This window comes from Bradyrhizobium algeriense, from assembly GCF_036924595.1.
GTDB lineage: Bacteria > Pseudomonadota > Alphaproteobacteria > Rhizobiales > Xanthobacteraceae > Bradyrhizobium > Bradyrhizobium algeriense.
The window spans coordinates 5,748,719-5,767,760 of the sequence record NZ_JAZHRV010000001.1 but is presented as its reverse complement, the minus strand read 5'-3'; the positions used below and the strand labels follow the sequence as shown (position 1 = coordinate 5,767,760).

General features: G+C 62.0%; 13 protein-coding genes. 4 read left to right on the top strand and 9 right to left on the bottom strand.

Annotated features, from left to right (window positions below; genetic code table 11):
- Nucleotides 1-9: 9 nt before the first annotated feature.
- From V1286_RS27765 to V1286_RS27750, 4 genes are all read right to left on the bottom strand, one after another.
- Nucleotides 10-852 (bottom strand): carbohydrate ABC transporter permease, encoded by an 843-nt coding sequence (locus V1286_RS27765; RefSeq protein ID WP_417021284.1) that lies wholly within the window; start codon nucleotides 850-852, stop codon nucleotides 10-12.
- 46 nt (nucleotides 853-898) lie between these two features.
- Nucleotides 899-1,855 (bottom strand): carbohydrate ABC transporter permease, encoded by a 957-nt coding sequence (locus tag V1286_RS27760; RefSeq protein WP_334485011.1) that lies wholly within the window; start codon nucleotides 1,853-1,855, stop codon nucleotides 899-901.
- A 122-nt stretch (nucleotides 1,856-1,977) separates the two neighbouring features.
- Nucleotides 1,978-3,324, bottom strand: a complete 1,347-nt coding sequence (locus V1286_RS27755) for an ABC transporter substrate-binding protein (protein ID WP_334485009.1) — start codon at nucleotides 3,322-3,324, stop codon at nucleotides 1,978-1,980.
- Between the two features lie 77 nt (nucleotides 3,325-3,401).
- Entirely contained in the window at nucleotides 3,402-4,445 is a 1,044-nt protein-coding gene (locus tag V1286_RS27750) for a C-terminal binding protein (protein WP_334485007.1), read from the bottom strand.
- Between the two features lie 252 nt (nucleotides 4,446-4,697).
- Here V1286_RS27750 and V1286_RS27745 point away from each other — a divergent pair, with 252 nt between their 5' ends.
- Nucleotides 4,698-6,383, top strand: coding sequence for a methyl-accepting chemotaxis protein (locus V1286_RS27745; protein WP_334485005.1), 1,686 nt, complete (start codon nucleotides 4,698-4,700; stop codon nucleotides 6,381-6,383).
- A gap of 50 nt (nucleotides 6,384-6,433) precedes the next feature.
- On the opposite strand, the gene V1286_RS27740 is transcribed toward V1286_RS27745, so the two are convergent.
- Together V1286_RS27740 and V1286_RS27735 are read right to left on the bottom strand one after the other, a co-directional pair.
- Complete coding sequence (locus V1286_RS27740) at nucleotides 6,434-7,966, bottom strand: sensor histidine kinase (RefSeq protein WP_334485003.1); 1,533 nt, start codon at nucleotides 7,964-7,966, stop codon at nucleotides 6,434-6,436.
- On the bottom strand, nucleotides 7,963-8,682 hold the full coding sequence (locus tag V1286_RS27735; RefSeq protein ID WP_334485001.1) for a response regulator: 720 nt from the start codon (nucleotides 8,680-8,682) through the stop codon (nucleotides 7,963-7,965). The genes V1286_RS27740 and V1286_RS27735 overlap by 4 nt, the downstream gene beginning before the upstream one ends.
- 1,095 nt (nucleotides 8,683-9,777) lie before the next feature.
- Between V1286_RS27735 and V1286_RS27730 the strand changes: the two genes are divergently transcribed.
- On the top strand, nucleotides 9,778-10,914 hold the full coding sequence (locus V1286_RS27730) for an OpgC domain-containing protein (RefSeq protein WP_334484999.1): 1,137 nt from the start codon (nucleotides 9,778-9,780) through the stop codon (nucleotides 10,912-10,914).
- A gap of 211 nt (nucleotides 10,915-11,125) precedes the next feature.
- Here V1286_RS27730 and V1286_RS27725 read toward each other — a convergent pair whose 3' ends face one another.
- The 3 genes from V1286_RS27725 to V1286_RS27715 all read right to left on the bottom strand — a co-directional run bounded on the left by V1286_RS27725 (nucleotide 11,126) and on the right by V1286_RS27715 (nucleotide 15,062).
- On the bottom strand, nucleotides 11,126-12,352 hold the full coding sequence (locus V1286_RS27725) for a Spy/CpxP family protein refolding chaperone (protein ID WP_334484997.1): 1,227 nt from the start codon (nucleotides 12,350-12,352) through the stop codon (nucleotides 11,126-11,128).
- Between the two features lie 693 nt (nucleotides 12,353-13,045).
- Complete coding sequence (locus tag V1286_RS27720; RefSeq protein WP_334489940.1) at nucleotides 13,046-13,972, bottom strand: Bug family tripartite tricarboxylate transporter substrate binding protein; 927 nt, start codon at nucleotides 13,970-13,972, stop codon at nucleotides 13,046-13,048.
- A gap of 151 nt (nucleotides 13,973-14,123) precedes the next feature.
- The gene (locus tag V1286_RS27715; RefSeq protein ID WP_334484995.1) at nucleotides 14,124-15,062 is read right to left on the bottom strand and encodes a DMT family transporter; all 939 of its coding nucleotides are present in this window, start codon (nucleotides 15,060-15,062) and stop codon (nucleotides 14,124-14,126) included.
- A gap of 115 nt (nucleotides 15,063-15,177) precedes the next feature.
- Between V1286_RS27715 and V1286_RS27710 the strand changes: the two genes are divergently transcribed.
- Both V1286_RS27710 and V1286_RS27705 read left to right on the top strand, forming a co-directional pair.
- Nucleotides 15,178-15,579, top strand: a complete 402-nt coding sequence (locus V1286_RS27710) for a DUF1330 domain-containing protein (RefSeq protein WP_334484993.1) — start codon at nucleotides 15,178-15,180, stop codon at nucleotides 15,577-15,579.
- Between the two features lie 251 nt (nucleotides 15,580-15,830).
- Nucleotides 15,831-19,028, top strand: coding sequence for an adenylate/guanylate cyclase domain-containing protein (locus V1286_RS27705; protein WP_334484991.1), 3,198 nt, complete (start codon nucleotides 15,831-15,833; stop codon nucleotides 19,026-19,028).
- Nucleotides 19,029-19,042 lie beyond the last annotated feature (14 nt).

Sequence of the window (19,042 nt, the reverse complement as noted above, 5' to 3'; positions counted from 1 at the left end):
AGGAACCGCTTATTCCTTCACCGCGCCGGTCAGCGACGACACGTAGTAATCCACGAACAGCGAATAAAACAGCGCGACCGGCAGCGATCCGAGCAGCGAGCCCGCCATCAGCGCGCCCCACTGATAGACGTCACCGGTGACGAGCTCGGTCAGAATCGCGACCGGCACCGTCTTGTTGGCGCCGCTCTGGATGAAGGCCAGCGCGTAGATGAACTCGTTCCACGACAGCGTGAAGGAGAAGATGCCGGCCGAGATCAGGCCGGGCACGGCGAGCGGCAGCGTGATCCGCCGCAGGATCTGCAGGCGCGTCGCGCCGTCGACCAGCGCGCATTCCTCCAGCTCATACGGGATCGACTTGAAATAGCCGATCAGGAGCCAGGTGCAGAATGGCACCAGGAACGTCGGATACACCAGGATCAGCGCCATCGGCGAATCGAACAGGCCGAACTGCACGATCACGGTGGCCAGCGGAATAAACAGGATCGAGGGCGGCACCAGATAGGCGAGATAGATGCCGAGCCCCACGTAGGGGCTGCCGCGGAAGCGCAGGCGCTCGATCGCGTAGGCAGCGAGCGTCGAGGCGAACAGCGACAGGAACGTGGAGCCGATCGCCACCAACATCGTGGTTTTGAGCCAGGTCGGATAGGCGGTGTTGAACAGCAGATGCTTGATATGGGCGAGCGTCGGCGAGGAGATCCAGAACGGATTGTGCTCCTTGTAGTTCAGAAGCTCGGCATTCGGCTTGAACGAGGTGATCGCCATCCAGTAGAACGGGAACAGCAGGATCAGCACGAAGCACGACAGCGGCAGGTAGATCATCATCACCCGCCGCGCGCGGGAATCCCACGCCATGGTGTCCGGCGTGGCGCTGGCGACATTGGTCGATTGGGTGACTGCGTCAGTCATTGGCTTCTCCCTGCTGCCATTTGCGGCGCGCGAGGCCGAAGTAGCTGAACAATGTCGCGAACACCAGGAACGGGATCATCGACACCGCGATCGCCGCACCCTCGCCGAGCTCGCCGCCGGCAATGCCGCGCTGGAACGCGAGTGTCGCGAGCAGATGCGTGGAGTTGACCGGCCCGCCGCGGGTGATGGCGTAGACGAGCTGGAAATCCGTGAAGGTGAAGATGATCGAGAACGTCATCACGATCGCGAGGATCGGCATCATCATCGGGAAGGTGATGTAACGGAAGCGCTGCCAGGCGCTGGCGCCGTCCAGCATCGCCGCCTCATAGAGCGAGGGCGAGATGGTCTGCAGGCCCGCCAGCAGCGAGATCGCGACAAAGGGGATGCCGCGCCAGATATTCGCCGCGATCAGCGAAAACCGCGCCGGCCACGGTGTCCCGAGGAAATCGATATTGGTGGTTCGGATGTGCAGTACATCCACCAGCAGATAGGAGATGATCGAGAATTGCGGATCGTAGATCCACCAGAACGCCAGCGCCGACAGCACCGTCGGCACGATCCACGGCAGCAGCACGATGGCGCGCAACAGGCTCTTGAGCGGAAAGTGGTTGTTGAGCAGCAGCGCCAGCCAGAAGCCGAGCGCGAATTTCCCGAAGGTCGCGATCGCCGTATAGAACACGCTGTAGAACACCGCGCCCCACCACAAGGGATCGGTCCACAGATACTGGAAATTCTCCAGGCCAATGAAGATGCCGCGCTGGCCGATCGTGGTGTCGGTGAAGGCGAGCCAGACGCCGAGGCCGAGCGGGTAGGTGAGGAACACCGTCAACAGCCCGATCGCCGGCGCAAGGCACATCACGATCAGGAACGGCTTGTAGTCGAACAGGCGCACGATCCAGCCGGGTTGCCGATGCGTCACGCGTTGTGATGGTAGAGTCGTTACAGACATCAACAATATCCCGATGGGAGCTACGTCAGAACGTCATTGCGAGCGAAGCGAACCAATCCATGTCTCCATGAAAAGAAAGAGTGGATTGCTTCGTCGCTTCGCTCCTCGCAATGACGCTCCCTTTACCGGGTCTGGCGCCGGAAATATCGCTTGCAGCGTTGCTCCGCCTCTGCGGCCGCGGCCTCCGGCGTCGAGGCGCCGGTCGCAACCGCTGCGCACATTTGTATCAGCACGTAGTCGGCACCGACCGCACCTGTTGCGGTCGAGATCGGCCCCTTGTAGCCGTCGTAGTAAGTGCTCTGCATGGTGTTCTTGAAGATCGAGACCTTGGGATCGCCGGACCAGACCGCAGCGTCGGCATAGGCGGAAAGCGGCTGCGACCAGTAGCCGGAGTTGGCGTTGAGCCAAGGCTCGTATTGTTCCTTTTCCAGCATGAATTGCAGGAATGCCTTTGCGGCATTGGGATACTGGCTGTGCTTGAACAGCATCGCGTTCAGCGTCAGGCCCGCCATCGGCGAGACCTTGGCGACGCCCTTCGGCAACAACTGATGCTCGCTGTCCTCGGCGATCGCCTTGGTCGCCGGATCGTTCTTCAGCGAGAAGTACAGCGAGACGCCGTTGGCGGTCAGCGAAATTTCCTGCGAGGAGTAGGCGCGGTTGTTGCTGACGTCGTTCCACGACGGCGTGCCGGCGATGAAAGTCGGGTACAGTGCTTTGACCCACTTCAGCGCTTCGATAGTCTCCTTGCTGTTGATGACGATGTTACCCTCTTCATCGAGCAGGGAAGCGTTGTGCGACCACAGCGCCCAGTTGGCAAAGCCGTTGCCATCACCCCTGGCATTGCCCAGCGCGAAGCCGGCCGGCTTGCCGGCCTTGTGCAGCTTCTGGCAGAGGTCCACAAATCCGGCACTGTCTTCCGGGATCTTGTCATACCCGATCGATTGCAACACCGACTTGCGGTAGATCAGCGGGCCGGCGGTGGCGCCGAACGGCAATCCGATCCAGGCGTCGCTCTTGTTGCGCTTGCCGTATTTCTGCGCCAGCGGCAGCCAGCCGCCGTAGCGCTTGCCGAGGTAATCGGCGACGTCGGTCAGTTCGACCAGCTTGTCGATATAGATGTGCGGCGCGTCGGAGAAGCCGATAATCACATCGGGGCCGGCGCCGGAGTTCGACGTCACCGCGGTCTGCTGGTTGATGTCCTCCCAGCCGACAAAGTCGACCTTGACCTCGACGCCGGTCTTGTCGGTGAAGGCCTTCGCATTGGCGCGGAACACGTCCTCGTCGGCCTGCACGAAACGCACCGGCCGCAACATGCGCAGAGACGCGCCCTTTTCGATTGCCCACTTCGGGGCCGGAACGTCGGCAGCCTTGATGACGGAGGCGGTCTGGGCCGAGGCGCCGGTCGCAGCCAGCGCGGCAGCCGAGACGCCCAGCGCCAGCGCATCGCGACGCGTGATCTCGTTCTTCATGGTTCTCTCCCTGTTTCGGTTCCCGGCGTTGAACCGCCGGTGAACGGTCGTTTTATTTAGGCATGATCGCGATCATGCTAGCTGTTCGGGCCGCGGTCCATGCTGACCGGCTGCCATCGCCGCAGCGCAGTATTCTGCAGCACCGACGGATTGACGCAGCTTACCGGCCACATCCCCTGCAGGACCAGTGACAATTCGTAGCCTACGCGGCGCTTGCGCGCCTCGTCAAAACGTGCCGATGCCGACGCCACATGCGCGGTCAGGGTAACGTTTTCCATCGAAAGCATCGGGTTGTTGTGGGACGGCGGCTCCTTTTCCAGCACGTCCAGCGCCGCATGCGCGATCCACCCCTCCTGCAGCGCCTTGATCAGCGATTCCTCGTCCACCGTGGCGCCGCGGCCCGTATTGATGAAGACGGCGGATTTTTTCATCTGGCGGAAATGCTTCTCGGTGAGCATGTGATGGACCTCGGGCCGGGCCGGCGCATGCATCGAGACGAAATCCGATTGCGACAGCACCTCTGTCAGCGTCGCCGGCATCACGCCGTGATCGTACATCAGCGTTTCCTGGATGAACGGATCGTAGGCCATCATGCGCAGGCCAAAGGGCGCCGCGCGCTTGGCGACCGCGCGCGCCACCCGGCCGAACGAGATGAAGCCGAGCGTCTGGCCCATCAGCCGCGGGATCTTCAAAAGCGCCGGCCGGCCCTCCGACCAGCGGCCGGTACGCACCATCTTGTCCTGCTCGACCAGCCGGCGGAACCCAGCGAGAAGCAGCATCATGGCGTGGTCGGCGACCTCCTCGATGAAGGTGTCGGGGATGTTGGTGACGGGAATGCCGCGGGCGGTGGCGGCCTTGACGTCGACTGAATCGACGCCGACGCTGCCGAGCGTGATCACCTTGCAGTTTTCGAGCGCGTCGATGACGGCTTTGGTGATCGGCATGCCCTTGGCGTAGATCGCGTCCGCGGTCTTTGCGGCGGCGATGAATTCCGCCTCGTTGGCCGGCGCCTCGATGATTTCGGCCCCGATCGGATCGAGCGCTTCCTTTTCATAATCGTAGCCGCCGCCGGCGACCGTGAAGCTCGCGCCCTTCGGCGTCAGCACCCTGTATTTCGGCATTTCCTGCTCTCCCGATTTGACTTTTCGGTGTTGGTTTAAGGCGGTGGCATCGCGTCGCCGCCCTGATCTGTTACGCGACCTTTACGCGAGCTGGCCGGTTCTCCGCACAATTCCCGGTTGCCCTTGCAGGCATTATCTTCGCATCGGGACTTTTACGCAGGTGGCGTAACAAAGCGCTAAAGGGTCTCACGATATGGTGCGCCGAATCAATCCGCCAAAACGCGCCTGGCGCCCTTTTCCCGGAGATCCCCCGTGAACCTGACCAACCTGAAGATCACCCCCAAACTCGGTATTTTGGTGGGCGTGACCCTGCTGGGCCTTTGCGCCGCCGGCGCGCTTGCGGGTTATTTGATGCAGCGGGAGATGCTGAACGCGCGGATTGATCAGACCAGGGCGATCGTCGACATGGCGCGCAACATGGCGCTCGGGCTGCAGAAGCAGGTTGAGGCGGGCCAGCTGACCAAAGAAGCGGCGATTGCCGAATTCAGCAAGCGAGGCAATACGCTGACTTTCGACAACGGCTCCGGCTACGTGTTCGCCTATATGATGGATGGAATCACGGTCCTGAACTCAGATCCCAAGCAGATCGGTCAGAACCGCCTCGATGTCGAGACCAACGGCAGAAAGCTCGCGCGCGAGCTCCGCGACGGCGTCGCGGCGAAAGGGGAGGTGACCCTGACGTACGAATTCAAGAAGCCCGGCAAGGAGGAACTGAGCCGCAAGATTTCCTACGCGGTCGCGGTGCCCGGCTGGAACATGTTCGTCGGCACCGGCGCCTATCTCGACGATCTCGACACCAAGATGAAGCCGATCGCCTGGGTGCTCGGGCTCGCCATTCTCGGCATCGCGCTGATTTCAGGCAGCATCGCCTGGATGATCGGCCGCAGCATCAGTAAGCCGCTCGGCGAGCTCGGCGCCCGCATGCAGGAGCTGGCGGACGGCAAGCTGGACGGCGAAATTCCCGGCGCCGGCCGCGGCGACGAGATCGGCGCGATGGCCGCGACCGTCCAGATCTTCAAGGACAATGCGGTGCGTATCCGCGGGCTTGAACAGAAGGAAGCCGAAGTGCAGGCTCGCGCCGAGGCCGAGCGGCGGGCGGCGATGGAAAGTATCGCCAGCGACTTCGAACGCAGCGTGACCGGCATCGTCCGCTCGGTGTCGACGGCGGCCGCCGGCATGCAGACCACCGCGCAGTCCATGACGGCTACCGCCAGCGACGCCAGCGCGCGGGCTGCGACCGTCGGCGCGGCGTCGCAGCGTTCGTCCGACAATGTCGGCACGGTGGCCTCCGCCGCCGAAGAGCTCTCCAGCTCGGTGACCGAGATTTCCCGTCAGGTGGCGCGCTCCAGCGAGATCGCCAGCAAGGCGGTCAGCGACGCCGAGCGCACCAACGCCACCGTCGGCGCGCTCTCGACCGGCGCCGAGAAGATCGGCGAAGTGGTCAAGCTGATCCACTCGATCGCAGCGCAAACCAATTTGCTCGCGCTCAATGCCACCATCGAGGCGGCGCGCGCCGGCGATTCCGGCCGCGGTTTTGCGGTGGTGGCGTCGGAAGTGAAGGCGCTTGCCAACCAGACCGCGAAGGCGACCGAGGAAATCTCCTCGCAGGTCGCGGCCATGCAGGCCTCCACCAGCGAAGCCGTGGCCTCGATCGGCGGCATTACCGAAACCATCGGGCAGATGAGCGAGATCACGGTTTCGATCTCGACCGCCGTCGAGCAGCAAGGCGGCGCCACCCGCGAGATCGCCCGCAACATTCAGTCGGTGGCGGCCGGATCGAACGAGATATCCACCCATATCGGCGGTGTCACCACGGCGGCGGCGGCGACCGGCAAGGCGGCCTCCGAGGTGCTGGCGAATGCCCGCGAGCTCGACACCCAGTCCGGCATGCTGCGCAGCGCGGTGGATGAATTCTTGGGCAAGGTGCGGGCGGCGTAGGGCGCGCACTCATCCTCCGGCCCTTCGCGCATCGGCGGTCTGCTTAACGATCAATATGATTTCGACGCGCGCTGCAAGATCGTGGCCACCGGCGAAGGTTTTGCCGGAGCGTTGATAACGTCCTTCGCCCCTGCGACCGTGACCGGTCGGCTAATGGAAGGCGGCCCGCCATCCAGCGCTGGCAAGCTAATCGCCGCGTGTAGTCCCTTTTTCTGGTTGATCAAGGCGATATCTCCGCCGTGGTGGCGGACAATAGACCGGGCAATGGAAAGGCCGAGACCTACGCCTCCAGTTTCGCGGTTCCGCGAACTCTCCATCCGGAAAAACGGCGTAAAAACCTGCTCCTTGGCGGTATCGGGAATCCCGGGCCCATCGTCCGAAACGATGATTTCGATACTGTCTGCTCGTCTCTCCACGCTGACGCGCGCGCGCTCGCCATAACGAACGGCATTTTCGACGAGGTTACGGCATGCGCGGCGCAGCGCGTCGGGCCGGCAGCTGTAGCTGATCTTCTGTCCCTCGGAGAAAGAGACGTCATGACCGAGTTCGGCGAGATCGTCGCAGAGACTTTCCACGAGAGCTGAGAGGTCCACGGTCCGCGTGTTTTCGGCGGTTGCGTCCTCGCGAGCGAATGCGAGGGTTGCCTCCGTCATCGTCTGGATCTCCGAAATTGTGGAGAGCATTTTCTCGCGGACGTCGTCGTCGGGCACGAATTCTGCGCGCAAACGGAGCGAGGTCAGGGGTGTACGCAGGTCATGGCCGATGGCGGCCAGCATTTTGGTGCGGTCGTCGACGAAACGGTGCAGGCGCGCTTGCATGCGATTGAATGCCTCGGCGGTGCGTCGGATATCGTCGGGGCCGGTTTCCGGCAGCGGTACGACCTCCTGACCACGGCCGAGGGCTTCGGCCGCTACGGCGAGCCGGCGCAATGGTTGCGCGATGCCGCGTGCGGCGAATACGGCAATGATCGACAGCGACAACGCGGAGAGGCCGAGCGCTAGGGTGGATTTGGAGGTCCAGAAGCCGTCTTGCGCGGGTTTGGCAAATGCAGTGTTCAGCCATGCACCGTTCGCCAACCGGACGGCCAATCCCATGCCGGTGGCGTCATCGAGATAAAGAAATTTCGCTGGTCGAGACAGCGGCCAGGCTTCCGGCCTTAGATCGATCCATTGCGAGGAGGAGGCGCTGCCACTGCTGGCATTATTTCGGGCGAAATCCGGCCTCGCTTCGGCCGGCACGGTATGGCCGGGAAAGGACACGCGCGGCAATGGCTGAGCCAAACGCTCCCATGCTTCCTCTCGCCACGCGGAGGCATCCTTCAGACCGTTGGCCGATATCCAATATCTCGCCGTACTGGTGTTACTGGCGTTAAGGATATCGGTTTGAAGCGCCGGAGGCGTCGCCTCCAACACTCGGGCGAGCGAAGCGCACCGGCTGAGTATCTCGCCCTTGGCGGCCTTCCGAATCGTCTGCCCGTGCTCATCCCACGAAATGAAGAACACGATTGCTTGCGACAGCACGAGGGACAGCAGTGTGAAACAGATGAAACGGGCCGCAAGACTACGCTTCCACAAGTTCATCATGGTTGCTCGACCTGTGCGGCGAGGCTGTATCCACCGCCCCAGTGGGTCTTGATCAATGCTGGTACTTTCGGGTCAGCCTCGATCTTCTTCCGCAAGCGGCTGACTTGATTGTCAATGCTCCTGTCGAATGGATCGGCATCTCGGCCGACCGTCAGATCAAGAAGCTGATTGCGGCTGAGTACCAGGCCCGGATGATCGAGAAATGCGCACAACAGACGGAACTCCGCCGTGCTGAGCGGCACTGCGACGCCGTCGTCGCCCGTCAACTCGCGCCGGTTGACGTCAAAGGTCCATCGATCAAAACGTACAACCTTGGTCGCGAGCCGGCCCTTTTGCGGCGGCAGGCTCTGGACGCGTCGAAGCACCGCTTTGATACGGGCGAGAAGTTCGCGGGGATTGAATGGCTTGCTCACGTAGTCATCGGCACCTACTTCCAGGCCGACGATTCGATCGGTTTCTTCAGCCATCGCAGTCAACAGGATAACAGGAAGGTCCGTGGTGCTGCGCAGATGCCGGCAGACGGACAGTCCGTCTTCGCCCGGCATCATGACGTCAAGAACCACCAGGTCCAGAGCACTTCGTTCGAGCAAACGGCGGAGTGCAACAGCACTCTCCGCAAGGCTGATGCGGTAGCCATGCTGCATCAGATATTTGCCGACCAGATCGCGAATATCGCGATGATCGTCCACGACGGCGATGTGAGGTGCCGAGTCCATCTAGTTTGCTCCGTCCCGGATCATACTGAAGTCCTGCACCCAACCCATCGGAAAAGTGTATCAGAATGTATCGGCCGCGCATGATCGACCGAAATCAAATGCTTGTGGCTGGCTTCGCTTACAGCGTCGCGGCATCGGATCGGGATCGCAGGATCCCGATGCCGATGCCGGCCGATCCGAGCGGGAACCGGCCTCATGTGCATGATTCCCCGATCTGGCTGAAGCAATTTAGGCACAAGCTGTCGCAGAACGTTGTCCCGGTGAGCCAACTTTGTCGCAAATTGTCGCAGACCCGTATGCCCGCCAAGACTTGATGCAACTTAAGAAACCGCATTGAGAGCAAGGTCATTGAAAAGTAGCAGGAGTGGCCATCACCGAGGCCGCAACTGTCGCGGACTATGCGATGCAGCATTCCTGAGACAGATCGCGACAATTCCCGGCAGCGGTCGGCAAAGTTCTGCGACATCCGGACTTCATCGTGCGCACGCTCAACGAAGCAGGAGCGTTACATGTACGATGCGAGGCACGCCGTTTGCCACGGGGGCGTTCCGGAAATCTCGAAAGGCTCATCGGCCGAGGGCGATGAAGACTACGCTACACCGAAGGGACTGCTTCTTCGCAGAGCCGCAGTGCGGATAAGCTGGCTGCTCGTTTTGGTGTTGCGGAATACCTCGACCTCGACCCCGCCCCTTGATTTGCTGCACAGTGGAGATCGTATGGCTGTTTCTCGCCTCGTGACGGAGGACGACGGTTTGACGTCCGCGCAGAATCCTAAGTTCGTGTGCAGAGTGCCCGCCGTTACTTCTTGCGGGCCATGTCTCCGTGTCAGTCGCGAAAGCTCATCCTCGGCCGATCAGCCTGACTGGCGTCGCGTACAAACGCTCTTCTCCAAGAGCCGACTTGAGGAGAAATCGTCAAGCGCCGAAGGCGGGCCGTAATTGCGTAGCTCAACGGATCAATTGCGAAGCCAGCAACGCTCAACGTTGGCGCGCAAATTTGTCTCAAGCGACAGCGCAAAAATATTCTTTGAAGGTGAACCAGCTCACACCAGAGCCTCCAGCGGCAGGTTCAGTTTGCCGGCTTGGGATAACCCAGATGCACGATCGAGTCACCATCCCCAAGCTAATCGTCGGCGAGCTTCCGGAGCTGAAAGGCAACGCCCGCGACCTGCGAATAGATGCCTGCCGAGGCATCGCGCTGTGGTGGATATTTCTCGACCATGTCCCCAACAACATCGGAAGTTGGCTGACGCTGCGGAACTACGGCTTCGGCGATGCCGCGGAAATATTCATGTTCGTCTCGGGCGTAACCTGCGCGCTGGCCTACGGCAAGGCATGGCGCTGCGAGGGCTGGACCGAAGTGATCCGCCGGACGCTGCGGCGAAGCTTTGACATTTATGTTGCGTTTCTGCTGCTCACGCTCGCCTGCGCCATCCTGGTTCACCTCACAGGCGGCGGGCGCCTCGCTGACGAGAGCAATACGCGCATTCTATTGGACCATCCGGGCGCGACGCTCGCGCACGCGGCGATACTGCAATACCGTCCGGTCAACACCGACGTGTTGTCGATCTTCGTGCTTCTTCATCTCTTGTTCGCGCCGTTGCTGTGGCTGCTGCTGCGACTGCCGAACGTGACGCTTGGCGCGTCGCTGGCGCTTTATGTGCTGGTGCATGTCTTCGGCTGGACCGTCCCGGCGTGGCCGAGCGGCCATTGGGCCTTCAATCCGCTGGCCTGGCAGCTGCTCGTTGTGCTTGGCGCGTGGTGGATGCTCGAGGAAAAGAGAGTCCGGCCGTGGCTCACGTCACGCACGGTGCTTGGACTGGCGGTCCTGTATCTGCTCTTCAGCTTGGTCATCGCCTTGAGCTGGCGCATCAAGCCGCTGGAAGCCCTGATCCCGCAGGCGCTGGCGAAGCTGCATCCGTTGGATAAATCGAATCTCGATCCACTGCGATTGCTGCATTTTTTGGCCATAGCGGTTTTGGCAGCATGGTTCGTGCCCCGCAATTGGCGAGGGCTGACGACGCCGGTGATGCGCGGCGCGATCTGCTGTGGCCAGAACTCGCTGCCAATCTATTGCCTCGGCGTTCTGCTGGCGTTCGCCGGCAACATGGCGCTGTTCGACATCTCGGACGGGCTTGCGATGCAGATAGCGGTGAGTCTCGTTGGCATTGCGGCGATGATCGCGACCGCAACGCTGCTGAACCTGGTTAGCATCAAGCCCAGGCAGCAATAGTTTAGCGAACACTGCGATCAGCGAGAATATCAATGAAAGACGAAGAATGCCGTCATCGCCGAGATCGCCGCCAGGCTGCGGCGCTGATGGCATTTAGTTTGTGCCCTCGCGCCATTGCGGCAGCTTGCCTTGTCCTATGCTGCTGTGACCGTGGGGACGTAGCAGTCCTCTGGATCGGGCTGCGGTTCAGCGATGGCAACCGATCGGGAAATTACGCCGTTCGTTTTCGTCCGATCGCCTCGAACTGCGCCTTCTGCTCGTCGCTTAACGTAGCATAGAAGCCCTCGAGCGCGGCGCTCACCAGATAGACCGCTTGCTGCATGTCAACGAGCCGCACGTCCACTGCGTCAAGGCGAGCGGATGGTGTGATCGCGTCTCTCGGCTGGCATTCGGCGGTCAGGATGTCGACGGCCCTGGCATTGGCGTCCTGCAGCACTTTAAGAGCCGCGCGTTGAGTATCGTTCGGTCGTAGCCTGGCCTCGATCTCGTCCGCCGGCCATTGCAACACGGCTGGTTGTTGCGCCGCGCCGCAACCTTGGGCAGGCGCTTCCGTGGCCCTGCTTGCGGCGAACGTCCTGCGTCGATCCTCGGCGAGTGCATTGAGCCGTGCTTCCTGTTCGTCTTCCAGCAGGTCATGGAATTTCCCCAGCGGCTGCCGCACGGCTAGCACTGCCTCGATCATCGCCCCGATGCGCTGGTGCATGACGGTCAACCGGCCCGGTGCCGTGAACGGCGTCTGCGTCAGACACGACGCCCGAATCCTCTGGGCGGCCGAGATCCATGCGTTGGCAAGATCGTCCAAAGCGGCGCGCTGCGCCTCATTCGGCTGTATCGCCTGCTGAATCTGATTGATGGGGAGGCCGGCAATTTCGGGGCTGTCATCGCCGCAGAACTGCTGTAGCGGAGGGACTCTGCGATGTCTTCGGCCGCGTGGGCTCGGTCCCGTATAGGCGGCGAGATCATCACGGCCGTAAGGCGCAAAGATCGCGGCATAGATGTCAGGATAACCGTAGTCCCAGAAGCCGATGCCGTCCTCCCAGATGGTGTAGTCGTAGATATCGTAAATGGCGAATGGCCAAAACAGCGGCCCGACCCATCCATATCCGCCGTCGCCGTGCCGCCACCACCCCTTCGCGGTTTGACCGCCATGCCAACCTGCCAACGCTGCAGCCGCGACGATTTGCCTGCGCACCGCCGGGTTGCGAAGCCCCGATTCCATGGCGTTGCGCACGTTTTGCGATTTGAGCGAAGCCGTTCGGATTTGGCCGTGACGAGCAAGGGCACGACCGTGATGTAATCCCCCCAGTGACAATACGCGGGTTACCGCGAATCTTGCGACCCCAAGGGGACCGATGCCAAGACGCACTCCGGCCAGGGCCGGACTCGACAGCAGGGTGGCCAGAACGACAACGGCGATTCCAATGCAGGTCTTCGACATGGCACTCTCCCGCGCCAAGCCTTATCGCGTCACTTTGGATGACGCGGAGAGGAACCGAAAGTTCCCTGCATTTGCCATACAGACCAAGGCATCGCGCTGAAAGCCAGCGATAACCAGATCACCTCCGGTCCTCCCCGATGGGCGGACATTCTCAGAGTCCGTCGGCATGTCTCAAGGTGCCAATTTCGGAAGTGAACGCACTCATTCGATCGCCTCGTCAGCGCGAGGCTAGCAGCGAAGGCGGAATGGCGAACCCGACTTCCCGGACATGCGCGTCACTTACCTCGATGCGACCGAGCATCCCGGGACCGTCCGACAGTACAAGATCATGCCCCCTGGAATCGTTATCACCGGTGAACTGGCTTATACTGGGAGCGTCAGCGAAACTGTCCAACCAGACCGGACATGACGCGTGAATTCAGCCCAACCGCGAGGGAGAGTCCGATGAAATCGCTCTTACTGCTCACGGCGAGCGGTCCGCTGCTCATTCTCACGTCGCACGATTTCCTTACACGATCCGAAGTTGCTCGAGGAGCTCAAGCACAAAGGAATTGGCAAGTTCGTAGCATTTGAGGCCCGCACCCGCAGGGTGGGAAAAGGCGCCCTTGCGCCGTGCCTACCATCCATCAACGGCTCGCAACGTAAAAGGTGGGCACGCTTCGCTTTGCCCACCTTACGCAGTGCGGTCCCGTCCTACTGCTTCTCGATCCCCGCTTCCGTGATCAGCTTCTCCCACACCTTGAGCTGGTCCTTCACAAAGGCGTCGAACTCTTCCGGCGTACCGGAGAACGCCTCCATGCCGCGCTCGGCGAGTTGGCTCTTGATGTCGGGCCGCTCGATCACCTTGCGGATTTCCGCGTTCAGCCTGGTGACCACATCCTTCGGCATGTTGGCCGGGCCGAAATAGCCCTGCCATGAGGTGATGTCGAAACCCTTCACCGTGGCGTCCATGGTGGGCAGGTGCGGCAGCAGCGCCGAGGGCTTTTTGGTCGTGACCGCAAGCGCCTTCAGCGCCTTGGCGTTGACGTGGGGCAGGCCGGTCGGGACATCGATGAACATCATCGAGACGCGGCCGGCGATCAAATCGGTCAGCGCCGGCGGCGAGCTCTTGTAGGGGACGTGGAGCAGATCGATCCCGGCGAGGCGGGCGAAGGTTGCGCCCGACACGATCGCCGACGAGCTGCCGCTGGCGTAGGAGTATTTGCCCGGCTCCTTCTTGGCGAGCGCGATCAGTTCGGCCACCGAATTGGCCGGGACGTCCGGATGGATCACCAGCATGAACGGCAGGTCGCCGGTCCGCGCGATCGGCGTAAAATCCTTGACCGGATCGTAGGTCATGTTCTTCAGCAGATACGGATTGGCCGAATGCGACGTATTCGTCGTCACGAACAGCGTGTAGCCGTCGGGCGCGGAGCGGGCGACATGGCTCGCCGCGATCGAGCCGTTGGCGCCCGCCTTGTTCTCGATCACCATGCTGACGCCGAGGGCTGTACCGAGTTCTTTCCCGATCAGGCGCGTCGTGGTGTCGGTGCCGCTGCCGGCGGCGAACGGCAGCACCAGCGTGATGTTGCGGTTCGGGTAGGGCGCCTGCGCGGAAGCCGTGGCGATCATCGCCAGCATCAGGGGAGCCGCTGCGGCGACGTGCCGGTACCGTTTCCATAACGCGAACATATCGTTGTTTCCTCAAGTTATTTTTATGTTGAATTGGCCGGCAAGCTAGCCTGCCCGGATCGAAAGGGGAAGCCGGTACGGCGCCACGCCGCAGGCCGGCTCAAGTCTTCTTCGCCGAGGCCCGCCTGGAAGCGATCACGACGCCGGCCAGCACCAGCACATAGCCCGCCAGATGGAATATCCGCAATTTTTCGCCGAGCAGCAGGATCGCCATCGCCGAGCCGAACACCGGCACCAGATGAAAGAACGGCGCGGCACGGTTCGGCCCGATCAGCGCCAGCCCGCGGTTGAAGAACAGATAGGCCAGCGTCGAGGGAAAGATCACGGCATAGCCCAGCGTCGCCATCGAAATGAAGTCGAACTTCAGCGTGGCGCCGGTCGAGAATTCCCAGATCGAGAACGGCACCAGCATCAGCGCGCCGCAACAGGTGGTGAACGAAATCAGCGACAGCGCGTGCGTCACCGGCCGGCGCGGGATCAGCGCCGAATACAGCCCGAACGACACCAGTGAACTGGCAAACATCAGGTCGCCGCGGTTGAAGCTGATGCTGGCGAGTGCGCCAAAATCGCCGCGCAGGATGATGGTCAGGACGCCGGCGAGCGAGATGGTGATGCCGGCGAGCTGTGCGCCGGTCAGGCGGATGCCGAACAGCGCCAGCGACCACAACGCGACAAACAGCGGTCCGGCCGACTGGATCAACAGCGCGTTCAGCGCCTCGGTGTATTGCAGGGCCCAGTAGGAGATCGCGTTGTTGTAGGCGAATCCGACCAATGACAGAAACAGCATCATCGGCAGATGCGCGCGCAGCACCGGCCAGTCCTGCTTCAGGTGCGGCCAGGCAAAGGGCAGCAGGATCAGAAAGGTGCCGATCCAGCGGACGCAGGACAGCGTCAAGGGCGGCACATGGCCGGCAACATGGCGCGCCAGCACGATGTTGCCCGCCCAGAACAGCGAGGTCAGGCTCAGCAACAGATAAGGCTGGTTGTTCAGCCACCTGAGAGGATGAAGAGCAGGCGGCGCTGGTGCGGGCTGGGTCATGGTCGCGAGGCCAGATAGGCCGGATTTTCCGCCACACGACAAGTCCCATGCGTGCAATGCTACAATGTCCTGTGCATTGTCTTTGCGCTTTTGTTGACCTGCGAGGTGCCGATCGATGGGCGTGGATTTGTTGAATGTCAGGGGTCTTGAGGAATTGGACCACGACGGGCCGGTGGTGATGGTGAACCTGATGCGGTTTCGCGAGCGTTCGCTCGACGGCGACGGATCGGGATGGGACGCCTATCTGCGCTATAGCGCGCTCACGGTGCCGATGATCAAGGCGCGCGGCGGCACGCTGCTGTGGACCGGCGACGCCAAGGCGGTCGCGCTCGGCGCAGAAGCCGGCAACACCTGGGATTATCTGCCGCTGGTTTACTATCCAACGGTCGCCGCTTTCATCGACATGATGACGTCGGCGGACTACGAGACGCGCTGCGACCCGCACCGTACCAATGGCTGTGCCGAGCACGTGATCATCGCGACCAACGAGGCCTACACCAAATTCAAGGTGGGGTAGGGCGGAAACTCGGTCGGCCGCTGAAGGTGACGGAATCGACGCTGCGTGATCACAATCGGTACTTGAGTCAATATTCTGCCTCAACCCTAGGCGTATCATTGGCGCGCGTTCAATGGCCAAGCCGATACAAACAGGTTGCTAGCTGATTTCAAGGAATGATGCTTTTATACGAATGCCGATCGGTCCCGGCCCGTGCGGCAGAATGAGACTGTTTCCTCGTTGGTCCAATCCAGACCCTTTGAGAGATTCGGATGCTCTGCCAGCAGTGCGGCGAACAGAATCCGGCAACTAACCGATTCTGCCAGAGGTGTGGCGTTGCGCTCCCGATCGGGTGCCCGAGCTGCAGCCATTTGAATCCGCCGGCTGCTGCCTTTTGCGGGAGCTGCGGGGTTTCCCTGCAAGCGGTCGGCCGGCCCGCGCATGCGTCAGGCGTGCCGCATCTCGGCAACGTCGTTCGCGGTGAATTCAAACAGGTAACCGTCCTGTTCGCCGATCTTGTCAGCTCCACGGAATTGGTAGCGCGGCTCGATCCCGAGGAGGCCATGCAACGGCTCAAGCCGGTGCTCGATACCATGTGCGAGGCGGTTGAGCGGTTCGAAGGCACTGTTGTTCGAACACTGGGCGATGGTATTCTGGCGTTCTTCGGTGCCCCTCGCGCGCAGGAAGGCCACGCGCTGCTGGCGTGCGAGGCAGCCTTGGCCATTCGCGATGCTCCCATGCTCCGCAAGGAGGCGATGGCCGTCCGTATTGGCTTGCACTCCGGCGCGATCGTTGCGGATGCGCCGTTGGCGGACAAGGCGAGCGAGCACGGCGCCTACGGGGTCACCATTCATCTCGCCAGCCGTTTGCCCCCGAAGGTCGATCCGGGTGGAATTTGCCTGACGGAAGAAACCTATCGGCTTGCCCGCGCATTCTGCGATGTTGATCGGCTCGGCCGCCATCGCTTGCGCGGCGTGCCCGAGCAGATGGAGTTGTTCCTGCTAAAGGGCCTGAAGCCTGCGGTTGCGAGCCAGCAATTCCGCGGAGTTACCCTGACGTCCTTTCTTGGACGCGACCGGGAAATGAGCCTGCTGCAGCGAACGCTGGCGGCCGTCGAGACAGGTGCATCGCGCGTGACCGGCATTGTGGGGGCGCCTGGTACGGGCAAGAGCCGTCTCTGCTACGAGTTTGCCGAATGGTGCCGCGGACGCCTGATCCCGGTGTTCGAGGCGCGCGCGCAACCCTATGGTGCGGCGACGCCGTTGCAGCCGGTCCTTGAATTCCTGCGCTCGAATTATTTCAACGTGACGCCGGACGATGATACAGAGCAAGCCGCGCGACGGATCGCCGAGCGTCTCGCCGAACTCGGCTCGACTTTTGAAGCCGACCTGCCGCTGGTGTGTGACTTCCTCGGGATCAAATACGGCCAGGAATCGCGCGCATGGCTTAATCCGAAGGCGCGTAACGTCCGATTACTCGACATTGTCCGCCATATGGTCCGGCAGCGCGGTGTCGTGGCTTCCGTCATCATCATCGAAGATCTGCATTGGCTTGACCAGGCGAGCGAGGAGTTTGTCGCCACGCTGGTCGACGCCGTGGCGTCCACGAAGACCTGTCTGGTGGTGAATTGCCGCCCGGCCTATTCCGCACCATGGATGCGGTCTTCCAACTATCAGCAGATCGAACTCGCCGAACTCAATCCCACGGATACAGACCTGCTCGTGGACCAGCTGGTGGGACGACGGCAGGAGCTCGCCGAAATTCGTCAACGAATCGTCGAGCGGAGCGGCGGTAACCCGTTTTTTGCGGAAGAGCTCATTCGATCGCTCAAGGAGCGTCTCACGCTCGTTGGAGAAGAGGGCGATTACCGGCTCGGCATCGCGAGCATCTCCGACGTCCTGCCGCCGACGGTCCAGGCGGTGATCGGGGCCCGCATCGACCGGCTGCTGGATTTGGAGCGCGACCTGTTGCAGACGGCCGCCATCATCGGCAAGGAATTCCAGTTGGCGGTGCTGCAACACGTCGCCGATCGGGAAGCGGGTGAAGTTGAAGCGTTGCTGGCGCGCCTGTGCTCGACAGGCCTGCTGCAGCCGCGCAACGCTCCCGATGGACACGGCTACAGCTTCCGCCATCCACTGATCCAGGAAGTGGCGTATTCTATGCAGCTTAGATCCCGACGAGGCAGTATCCATGCCGCGGTGGGGCGAGCCATCGAGCAGTTTTATCCGGAGCGGCTCAACGAATTCGCGGCGTTGCTGTCGTATCATTTTGAGGAGGCCCAGGAGATCGACGCGGCTGCGGAATACGCCGCGCGAGCCGCACGCTGGGTCGGTTCGACCAGCCCGGCCCAGGCGATCAAGCACTGGCACAAAGTCCGCTCGCTGAGAGCCGGACGACCGCGAACCCGCGAGAACGATTCGCTCAGGATCATCGCCAGCGGCCAGATCGCCTGGCTCGGCTGGCGTGAGGGCATGACGTCGGAAGAGGCGGGGCCCTATATCCAGGAAGCATTGGAATGGGCGCGCGACATCGACGACTCGATGATACCGCTGCTGCTGTTCGTCGAAGGCCGAATAGCCGGGGCCAGCGGCGGACAGGCCGACGCCTATGTCGGGATCGTCAAGGAGGCGTTGGCGCTGACGGATTCGCGAAACGATGCCGGGCGGGCCGCGACCCTCAATGCTTCGTTGAGCCAAGCCTATGGCTGGGCCGGTCTGCTGCGAGAGGCGCTTGCGGCAAACGATCTGGCGTTAGCCGCCGTATCCAGCGTTGCCGATTTCGATCATCAGTTCCTGGGATACAGCATCGAGCACTGGATCATGAGCCTGCGCGGACGCATTCTGGTTCGTCTCGGCCGGTTCGAGGAGGCGAGCCTTTGCTTCGACCGAATGCTTGCGATAGGACCAGGGCTGATCGACCCCACCGTCCAGTTCATCGCCCATTTTGGGTATGTTGACCTCGCATGGTGTTTCGACGATGCGGCGATGGCCAGCGAGCACGCGGGGCGGGTGGCGGATCTGGCGGCTCGCCAGGGCACTCCGTACCTGCGGACATATTCGCATGCCTGCACCGGCACCGCCCTCGGCATCGCCCGCAACTACCCGGCCGCCGTTGAAGCTTTCAGTGAGGGCATCAAATACCTCCGTGAGGCGCGCGTCGCGATGGAAATCGAACCGGAGCTGCTGGCGAGCCTCGCGGATTCTCAATTGAACGCCGGCGCATTCCAGGCCGCCGCGGAGACGGCGCAGGAAGCCGTCGCGATTTCGCGCGATCGCAGCGCGAGATTGGCGCACTGCCGGGCCAGCATCACGTTAGCGCGCGCGCTCATTGCGGCCAACAGCACCAATGACCAAAACCGAGCAAACCAACTGCTCGAGGATGCGGAAAGGTTGATCGATACATGCGGCGCCAGCATCTACACGCGATTGCTGGAAGAGGCTCGGGCTCGACTGGCCGTTACCGCCAGATGATGTCGACACCCATG

Coding starts and splice junctions, on each gene's coding strand:
- V1286_RS27765 (WP_417021284.1), bottom strand. CDS start 852: ATGGCGTGGGATTCCCGCGCGCGGCGGGTGATGATGATCTACCTGCCG.
- V1286_RS27760 (WP_334485011.1), bottom strand. CDS start 1,855: ATGTCTGTAACGACTCTACCATCACAACGCGTGACGCATCGGCAACCC.
- V1286_RS27755 (WP_334485009.1), bottom strand. CDS start 3,324: ATGAAGAACGAGATCACGCGTCGCGATGCGCTGGCGCTGGGCGTCTCG.
- V1286_RS27750 (WP_334485007.1), bottom strand. CDS start 4,445: ATGCCGAAATACAGGGTGCTGACGCCGAAGGGCGCGAGCTTCACGGTC.
- V1286_RS27740 (WP_334485003.1), bottom strand. CDS start 7,966: ATGATGAACTTGTGGAAGCGTAGTCTTGCGGCCCGTTTCATCTGTTTC.
- V1286_RS27735 (WP_334485001.1), bottom strand. CDS start 8,682: ATGGACTCGGCACCTCACATCGCCGTCGTGGACGATCATCGCGATATT.
- V1286_RS27730 (WP_334484999.1), top strand. CDS start 9,778: ATGCACGATCGAGTCACCATCCCCAAGCTAATCGTCGGCGAGCTTCCG.
- V1286_RS27725 (WP_334484997.1), bottom strand. CDS start 12,352: ATGTCGAAGACCTGCATTGGAATCGCCGTTGTCGTTCTGGCCACCCTG.
- V1286_RS27720 (WP_334489940.1), bottom strand. CDS start 13,972: ATGCTGGCGATGATCGCCACGGCTTCCGCGCAGGCGCCCTACCCGAAC.
- V1286_RS27715 (WP_334484995.1), bottom strand. CDS start 15,062: ATGACCCAGCCCGCACCAGCGCCGCCTGCTCTTCATCCTCTCAGGTGG.
- V1286_RS27710 (WP_334484993.1), top strand. CDS start 15,178: ATGGGCGTGGATTTGTTGAATGTCAGGGGTCTTGAGGAATTGGACCAC.
- V1286_RS27705 (WP_334484991.1), top strand. CDS start 15,831: ATGCTCTGCCAGCAGTGCGGCGAACAGAATCCGGCAACTAACCGATTC.